Origin of the sequence: Rhodococcus sp. BS-15, assembly GCF_000813105.1 — a bacterium.
Lineage (GTDB): Bacteria > Actinomycetota > Actinomycetes > Mycobacteriales > Mycobacteriaceae > Rhodococcoides.
In genome coordinates, this window is record NZ_BAOX01000247.1 from 1 (window position 1) to 7385 (window position 7385).

Sequence of the window (7385 nt, forward strand, 5' to 3'; positions counted from 1 at the left end):
CTGATCCTGATCAGGAACGACCCGTGGCCCAACGGCGCGAAAACCGAGCAGACGATCGCGGCCCTGCGCCGCGCCGGCGGCATCGTGGTGCCCCTCGGCGACGAGGACCGCAGGTCCCTGGCGGCATTGTCGATCCTGTTGGCCGAGAACTCCCCCGCGCTCACATCCTGGTTGCTCGCACGCAAGCCGGCACACGATGTCGAACTCTTCGGGGGCGGTGCTGCCCGCTGTGAGTGTCGTCGACGACGACACCGCGCTCATCGAACCCGAGACACCCAGCGTTGCCGCGCAGCCCGCGGTGTCGCGGCGGCCGTCGATCGTGGTCGGTGCCGAACTGAGCACCGGTGCGGATGTCGCCATTCCACTCGAAGCGCTGCGCAAGCACACGGCGATCTTCGCGGGATCCGGCTCGGGCAAGACGGTTCTGATCCGCCGGCTGGTGGAAGAGTGTGCCCTGCAGGGTGTTTCGGCGATCGTGCTGGACGTCAACAACGACCTGGCTCGGCTCGGCACCGCGTGGCCCGAGGACGAGAGGACGTGGCCTCCGGGTGACGAGGCCAAGGCAGCGGCGTACCTACGCGACACCGACGTCGTGGTGTGGACGCCGCGTAAGTCGGCCGGTCGGCCGCTCAGCTTCCAGCCGCTACCCGACTTCGCCAGTGTCGTGGGCGACGCGGACGAGTTTGAGGCCTCGGTCGAGTCCGCCTTGGCCTCGCTCGAACCGGCCGCGGGTGTCCTCGGCACGTCCCAGAAGGCCAAACATGGTCGGGCAGTGCTGAAATCGGCCCTCGATCAGTTCGGTCGCCGTTCGCGGGGCGGGGATCTGTCGGACTTCATCGACCTGTTGGAAGAATTCCCCGAGGACGCGAGCGAGATGCGCGATGCGGTGCGCATCGCTGCCGGACTGGCCGAGAATCTCAAGGCCGCCGCCGCGAACGATCCGATGTTCGCAGGAGCGGGCACGCCGGTCGACCCTGCTGTCCTACTGACACCGGCCGAGGGCAAGAAAGCCCGGGTATCGGTGATCAACCTCGCGGGGCTGACCACCGACGAGCAGAAGCAGAGCTTCGTCAATCAACTCCAGATGGGGCTGTTCGCCTGGATCAAGAAGAACCCGGCGGGCGACCGGCCACTCGGAGGTTTGTTCGTCATGGACGAGGCGCAGAATTTCGCACCCTCCGACCGGAGCACTGCGGCAACCCACAGCACCCTGGCCCTGGCGTCGCAGGCGCGAAAGTACGGACTGGGACTGGTGTTCGCCACGCAATCTCCGAAGGGCCTGCACAACCGCATCGCGGGCAATGCGTCCACTCAGTTCTACGGCCTGCTCAACAGTCCATCGCAGGTCGAGGCCGCCAAGGAGATGGCGCGGGTGAAGGGTGGCTCGGTTCCCGACGTCGGACGCCTGCCTGCAGGTCAGTTCTACGCGGCGGTGGAGGGCGCAGAATTCCGACGCACCGCCACTCCACTGTGCCTGTCCTACCATCCGAAGAGTCCGCCCACCGAGGAAGAAGTCATCGCGTTGGCTCAGCTGTGACGACCACCCGACGGATGGGCAGGACAGCCGCTCGTGTCCCGGTCATCGCACCACACCGATACCAGGAATGCGATGCGCCGAGTCTCGACTTCGGTGCCGATTGCACCCGTATCGTGGATGCCTGCAGCCTGATCGGCAGTCGGAGTAGTTCGTGAGCGTCATGTATACGGCACAGTCCGTCGAACTATTCGGGGTCACCCTCGTGGGAGTCAGCATCACGACCGGCGTGAAGCTGGTGGTCACCGCCGTCTTCGTCACCATCGTGCTCGCTCTGCGCCGGCTGGTGTTGGCACTCACGCGCCGATCCCTCGGGGGCGAGGTCGGTGATTCGCGGCGATTCTGGGCGCGCCAGGGCCTGCAGGTGATCGTCGCCGTAGTTCTCGTGCTGGGCCTGGTATCGATTTGGGTGACCCCGAATACCGATATCACCACCGGCGTCGGATTGATCAGTGCAGGTTTGGCTTTCGCTTTGCAGCAGGTGATCACCTCGCTGGCCGCCTACTTCGTGATCCTGCGAGGGGACACCTTCGGAATCGGCGACAGGATCACTCTGGGCGGTGTGCGCGGTGACGTCGTCCGTCTCGGCTTTCTCAAGACCACGATCATGGAGATGGGCCAACCGCCGGCTGTGTCGGACTCCGATCCCGCAATCTGGGTCAAGTCGCGCCAGTACACCGGACGCCTGGTCACCGTCACCAACGGTGTCATCTTCACCGATCCGGTCTACAACTACACCCGTGAATTCCCATATCTATGGGAAGAGATCGTTCTGCCCATCGCCTACACCGACGACCGACAGTTGGTGGAGCAGATCCTCCTCCGTGCTGCACGCGACCACGCGGTGGTGGACGACCCGAGCGCCAACGGCGCTTTCGAGTCCATGCGCAGGCGCTATGCCTTGGCACCCACATCGTTGAACCCGTCGGTCTACTGGCGGATCACCGACAACTGGGTCGAACTGTCGCTACGGTTCCTCGTGCCGCACCGCGGCGTCAGAGCGATCAAGGACCTCATGACCCGCGACATTCTCGCCGGTCTGGACGAAGCTGGAATAGGTATAGCGTCAGCCACCAACGCGATCGTGGGGATTCCCGATCTCAAAATAGTCGATGCTCGTCGACACCCGGACGCACACCAGTGAGGTGTGAATTCAGCGATCCCGATGATCGAGGACGACGGCATACGACCCGACTCCGGTGAGGGTGCGTCCCTCGATGGATACGGTGTCCACGATCACCGACGTGACAGCGCCTGTCTCCGGATCGAACTCCACGTCGTCAACCGTGCCGAGATCGACCCCAGCGGTACTGAGCGCGCGTTTACCGATCACGCGGTGGGCTTTGCCGTGCAGTTCGGACAGTGAGTCCTCGGTTCCGATATCGACGATGGAGTCCGCCGACTCGACTGTCACTGCGTCCGAACCGAACGAGGAAATACCGGACCACATAAGCGCATCACCGGTTTTGCTTTTCTTGATCTGTAGACCGGCTACGGTGCGACTTCGCGGATCGACAAGAAATTCCCCGACGGCCCCGACAGTGTCGGCGGTGGAGGTGCTCACTACCTTGCGTCCGATGGACTCTGAGAACAACATCAGCGAGTTCCCTTCAGCTGTGCTCGGAAGGCGTCCACGGCCGCGCCGAAACCTGCGAGGTCGTCACGTACGAAATCGGTGGCACTGGCCGGAACCATGAGGTGCTCGCCCGAGGCCGCAAGTGTGTCCGGCAGCGGGATGAGCACGGTTGCTCCCTTGTTCTTCATCGACTCGGAGGACTTGATCTCGTAGCCGACGACGTCGCACTGCCCGCCGTTCCGTCCGCTCACCTCGATGATCACGTCGACGACAGTGCCCAGATCCGTTCCCGTATCCGTCAGGACAGTAGAACCCAGAATGTCCCCACGACGCTCCGGCGCAGGCTCGAAATTCTCACCGTCGTCCTCGGCTGCGGCGAACATCTGATCGGCGGGGGTCAGAGCGTCCTCGCTGAGAATCATCACCGCGTCAGGTCCGAGGGCAGCCACCGATCGCCACGGCATGACCTCTTTCTTCGGGCCGGAGAAAAGGCCTCGGCCTGCGAGGGTGAAGCCTGCTACGGCCCCGCCATCCGGGGCGTACACGATGTCCTTGACCTGCGCGACGTCCTCGCCTGCGAAGGTGACTACGGGCCTTTTGGCGATCTCACTCGACCGCATCAATTTTTCGCTCATGGTTCTTTTTTCGTAGGCGTTTCGTTGCGCGGCGCGGTGATGATCACGCCTCCGGACCGACGCCGGGCCTGCACCAGCAGTACTGCTCCGACGATCGCCACAATCAACACGAGGGCCACAATGACCCAACCCCACCACTGCATAGTGAGCACCCTTTCTCGACAAGAAGTGAATGAGCCCAAGGATCACCCGCTCGGCTTCCTGTACTACCCCTTGACGCACACCTTCAAACGCGACACCGGCGTCTCGGCAGATTCTCGTACACCAGATGTGCCTGGCACACTGGTTCCTGTGAAAGTCCTCGCACGCGGGGAGAACTGCCCTGCACCAACTGGTCCACTGACGGTCGAACTGAGTAGTTCGACGCACGTCGACGTGTCGGCTCTGCTGCTGGCCTCCAACGGCCGCGTGCGGTCCGACGCCGATATGGTCTTCTGGAATAAGCCCGAGGTGCAGGCGTCGAATACCGACGCGCGTCGTCCGGCCATCTCGTTCGGGTGGATCCGTCGGCGATTCCAGCCGACATCGAGACCGTCGTCATCGCTGCTTCCCTCGATGGCACCGGGCCGACGACGTTCGCAGCAGCCGGACCGGTATCTGTTGCCGTGTCCGACGCGTCGGCACCTCAGGTCTCGTACTCGGCAGACGGCATCGGTGACGAGTCTGCGCTCGTGTGCATCGAGGTATACCGGCGCGGCGATCAGTGGAAAATCCGCGCCGTCGGCCAGGGCTATGCAGATGGCCTGGCGGGGTTGGCCACCGCATTCGGCATCAGCGTCGAAACGGACGAGCCACCTGCGGCCCGCCGAGCCGTCCTCACCCATCACGAATTCCACCGTGAATTCACCTGCTCGACAAGGAGTTCTGGCCATGAGAAGCGAACTGTTCGCGCCCGCCCACGCCGAGGTTCCCGGCTCGGGTATCCAGAAGCAGGGCAGCAAGATGTGCCGAATCGGGATGAACGGCGACATCATGCTCGAGCCGGTTCGATGGTCGCCTATCAAGCAATCTGCAGTTCGAGGCCAAGGGCTCCGGAGGCATCGGCCGGGCTCTGAAACAGGCGTTGTCCGGCGAGGGCGTTCCGCTGATGAAGGTCACCGGCCAGGGGGATCTCTTCCTCGCCAACGCCGCCCAGGACGTGCATCTCATCGACCTGGACGGCTCCGACGGTCTGACCATCAACGGCGCCAACGTCCTGGCCTTCGAATCCACGCTGAGCTACGACATCAAACGGGTGCAGGGTGCAGCGGCCGGCGGCAACGCGGGCTTCTTCAACTGCGTGTTCACCGGCCGTGGCCGCATTGCCATCACCACCGACGGCATTCCGGTGGTGCTGAACGTCGATCAACCGACGTTCGCCGACCCGCAGGCGGCCGTCGCATGGTCGTCCTCCTTGCAGACCAGGGTCAAGAAGAACGATTCGTTCGGTCTGGGTGCGCTCATCGGCCGCACGACCGGAGAACGATTCACCCTCGAGTTCGCCGGCGATGGATTCGTCGTGGTTCAGCCCTCGGAGCAACCTCCTGGTGGTCTGGTGGGTGGCACCGGTGGCGGAGAGCAGGCCGGCGTCGGCGGGGCGCTCGGCGGCTTGTTGGGCCGATGACCTCGCGTCACAGGAACAGCGTCCGGTAGCGGATCGAGCCTTGTAGATGACCGACGACCACCGCCGCGGCACCGATCCACTGTCCGCGGGGTGACCTCGAAAGCGCGTGCGGGACTGCAGGATTCGTGACCAGCAGTCGCAGGACATGCTGTGCAAAGTCCGTGTTCGACAGTCCGGTGAACCCGTACTCGCGATACGCCGAATACAGCAGAACGTCGCCCACGGCATACCTGCGCACCTGAGACCAGAACTCCCGAACCGTCGGTCTGAGCCGGTAGTCGACGATGGCTGCGCCTGCATGAGCCATCCGATACCCGGCCAACTGCACCCGCCACGAGAAATCGAGGTCTTCTCCCCCATCGGTCATAGTTTCGTCGAAGCCTCGAACAGCCCTGAACACCGATGACCACACCCCGAAGTTGCACCCCGGTGCGTACGGCAGAAAGTCGGTGTCGAAACCGTGGAGAGATGGGCTCAGGGGACGTCGGCGGTACGTGGCCACCGAGTTCACCACCGAGGTGTCGAGCGATCCGCTCACGAGATCAGCCGTCGAGGCAGTCGCTACCAGCTCGCGCAACCAGGCGGACCGCACCACATCGTCCGCGTCACAGAATGCGAGGAACTCGCCTGAGCTGTGAGCCGCACCCGCGTTACGTGCGTGAGATGCCCCAGCCGAACCGGAAGCGTCCACGTAGTGCACGACCTGGCCGTCCACCCGCACCCGCTCATCGAGCCATTCGCGCAACCCGTCGATCGAACCGTTGTCACTGACGATGACGTCGTATGCGCCGTCGTAGTCCTGCGCGGCCAGCGCATCGAGCTGGTGTCCGATCGTAGCGATCGCGTCGAACGTCGGAACGATCACCGACACCAGTGACGGTCGAGGACGCTTCATGGTTGTCGACTCGTTCACGGCTCACAGCCAACCAGACCTGGCATCGAACACAAAAAACCCACCCTCGTTGCCGGGGGTGGGTCTTTCGAGCATCAGATGCTTACTTGGCCTTTTCGAGAACCTCGACCAGTCGCCAGTGCTTCGTGGCGGACAGCGGGCGGGTCTCCATGAGCTGAACGCGATCGCCTACGCCGGCGTCGCCCTTCTCGTCATGTGCCTTGACCTTGGTGGTGCGACGGATGATCTTGCTGTAGAGGGGGTGCTTGACCCTGTCCTCGAGCTCGACCACGATCGTCTTCTCCATCTTGTCGGATACGACGTAGCCGATCCGAACCTTACGGTTGTTGCGCTCTTCAGTCACAGTCTTTTCCTCGCTCATGCTGCGTCACCTGCTGTGTCCTCGGAAGGACCAGAGGCCAAGCCGAGCTCACGTTCGCGGAGCACCGTGTAGATACGCGCGATCTCGTGGCGCACCACGCGCAGTCGACGGTTGTTGTCCAACTGGCCGGTAGCCATCTGGAAACGAAGGTTGAACAGCTCTTCCTTCGACTCACGCAGCTTGGTGACCAGCTCTTCACCGGTGAGCTCGCGGAGCTCTGCGGCTGGGGTTCCGGTAGCCATCAGAACTGCTCCTCCCTGGTGATGATGCGTGCTTGATGGGCAGCTTGTGGATGGCGCGAGTCAGTGCCTCACGCGCGATGGTCTCGTCGGGGTACGACAGCTCGAAGAGCACACGACCCGGCTTGACGTTCGCGATCCACCACTCGGGCGAACCCTTACCGGAACCCATGCGGGTCTCGGCAGGCTTCTTGGTGAGCGGGCGGTCCGGGAAGATGTTGATCCAGACCTTGCCGCCACGCTTGATGTGGCGAGTGATCGCGATACGTGCGGACTCGATCTGACGGTTGGTGATGTAGGCGGGCTCGAGAGCCTGAATGCCGTAGTCACCGAATGTCACCTGAGTTCCGCCCTTGGCGGCACCCGAACGCTTCGGGTGGTGCTGCTTGCGGTGCTTGACCCGGCGGGGGATCAACATGCGTCAGCCCTCCTGAGTGGGCTCGGTCGAGGTCGGAGCCTCGGTTGCGGATGCCGCGCGGCCGGCCTCGGTGCTGGTCGCCGTGGTGCCCGAGGCACCGCTGCGA

Annotated in this window: 9 protein-coding genes and 2 pseudogenes; 3 read left to right on the plus strand and 8 right to left on the minus strand. The window is 63.6% G+C overall.

Annotation, left to right across the window (positions count from 1 at the left end; all coding sequences use genetic code 11):
• On the minus strand, positions 1-185 hold a 185-nt coding region (locus RHBS_RS31000), incomplete at its 3' end, for a hypothetical protein (protein ID WP_237669530.1).
• An 11-nt stretch (positions 186-196) separates the two neighbouring features.
• On the opposite strand from RHBS_RS31000, the gene RHBS_RS21335 reads away from it, so the two are divergent.
• Together RHBS_RS21335 and RHBS_RS21340 are read left to right on the plus strand one after the other, a co-directional pair.
• A complete protein-coding gene (locus RHBS_RS21335) occupies positions 197-1537 on the plus strand; it encodes an ATP-binding protein (protein ID WP_237669532.1) in 1341 nt (446 codons plus the stop codon).
• Positions 1538-1697: 160 nt separating this feature from the next.
• On the plus strand, positions 1698-2678 hold the full coding sequence (locus RHBS_RS21340) for a mechanosensitive ion channel family protein (RefSeq protein ID WP_237669534.1): 981 nt from the start codon (positions 1698-1700) through the stop codon (positions 2676-2678).
• 9 nt (positions 2679-2687) lie between these two features.
• Here the strand turns inward: RHBS_RS21340 and RHBS_RS21345 are convergent, their stop codons facing one another.
• The 3 genes from RHBS_RS21345 to RHBS_RS29200 are packed head-to-tail and all read right to left on the minus strand — an operon-like array spanning position 2688 to position 3888.
• Positions 2688-3131: a PRC-barrel domain-containing protein gene (locus RHBS_RS21345; RefSeq protein ID WP_121870439.1), complete on the minus strand. Its 444-nt coding sequence runs from the start codon at positions 3129-3131 to the stop codon at positions 2688-2690.
• A complete protein-coding gene (locus RHBS_RS21350; protein WP_121870440.1) occupies positions 3131-3745 on the minus strand; it encodes a PRC-barrel domain-containing protein in 615 nt (204 codons plus the stop codon). Before RHBS_RS21350 ends, RHBS_RS21345 begins: the two co-directional genes overlap by 1 nt.
• Positions 3742-3888 carry a hypothetical protein gene (locus RHBS_RS29200; protein ID WP_187298585.1) on the minus strand — a complete coding sequence of 49 codons (147 nt, stop codon included), beginning with the start codon at positions 3886-3888 and terminating at the stop codon, positions 3742-3744. Before RHBS_RS29200 ends, RHBS_RS21350 begins: the two co-directional genes overlap by 4 nt.
• Positions 3889-4036: 148 nt before the next feature.
• On the opposite strand from RHBS_RS29200, the pseudogene RHBS_RS21355 reads away from it, so the two are divergent.
• Positions 4037-5348, plus strand: a pseudogene (locus RHBS_RS21355) (AIM24 family protein).
• A gap of 7 nt (positions 5349-5355) precedes the next feature.
• On the opposite strand, the gene RHBS_RS21360 reads toward RHBS_RS21355, so the two are convergent.
• From RHBS_RS21360 to rplP, 4 genes and pseudogenes are all read right to left on the minus strand, one after another.
• Positions 5356-6243 (minus strand): glycosyltransferase family 2 protein, encoded by an 888-nt coding sequence (locus tag RHBS_RS21360; RefSeq protein ID WP_128646393.1) that lies wholly within the window; start codon positions 6241-6243, stop codon positions 5356-5358.
• A gap of 100 nt (positions 6244-6343) precedes the next feature.
• A complete protein-coding gene (gene rpsQ / locus RHBS_RS21365; RefSeq protein WP_032397542.1) occupies positions 6344-6622 on the minus strand; it encodes a 30S ribosomal protein S17 in 279 nt (92 codons plus the stop codon).
• Positions 6619-6864, minus strand: a complete 246-nt coding sequence (rpmC, locus tag RHBS_RS21370) for a 50S ribosomal protein L29 (protein WP_032376634.1) — start codon at positions 6862-6864, stop codon at positions 6619-6621. The genes rpsQ and rpmC overlap by 4 nt, the downstream gene beginning before the upstream one ends.
• A pseudogene (gene rplP / locus RHBS_RS21375) lies at positions 6864-7279 on the minus strand (50S ribosomal protein L16). Before rplP ends, rpmC begins: the two are co-directional and overlap by 1 nt.
• Positions 7280-7385: the final 106 nt, after the last annotated feature.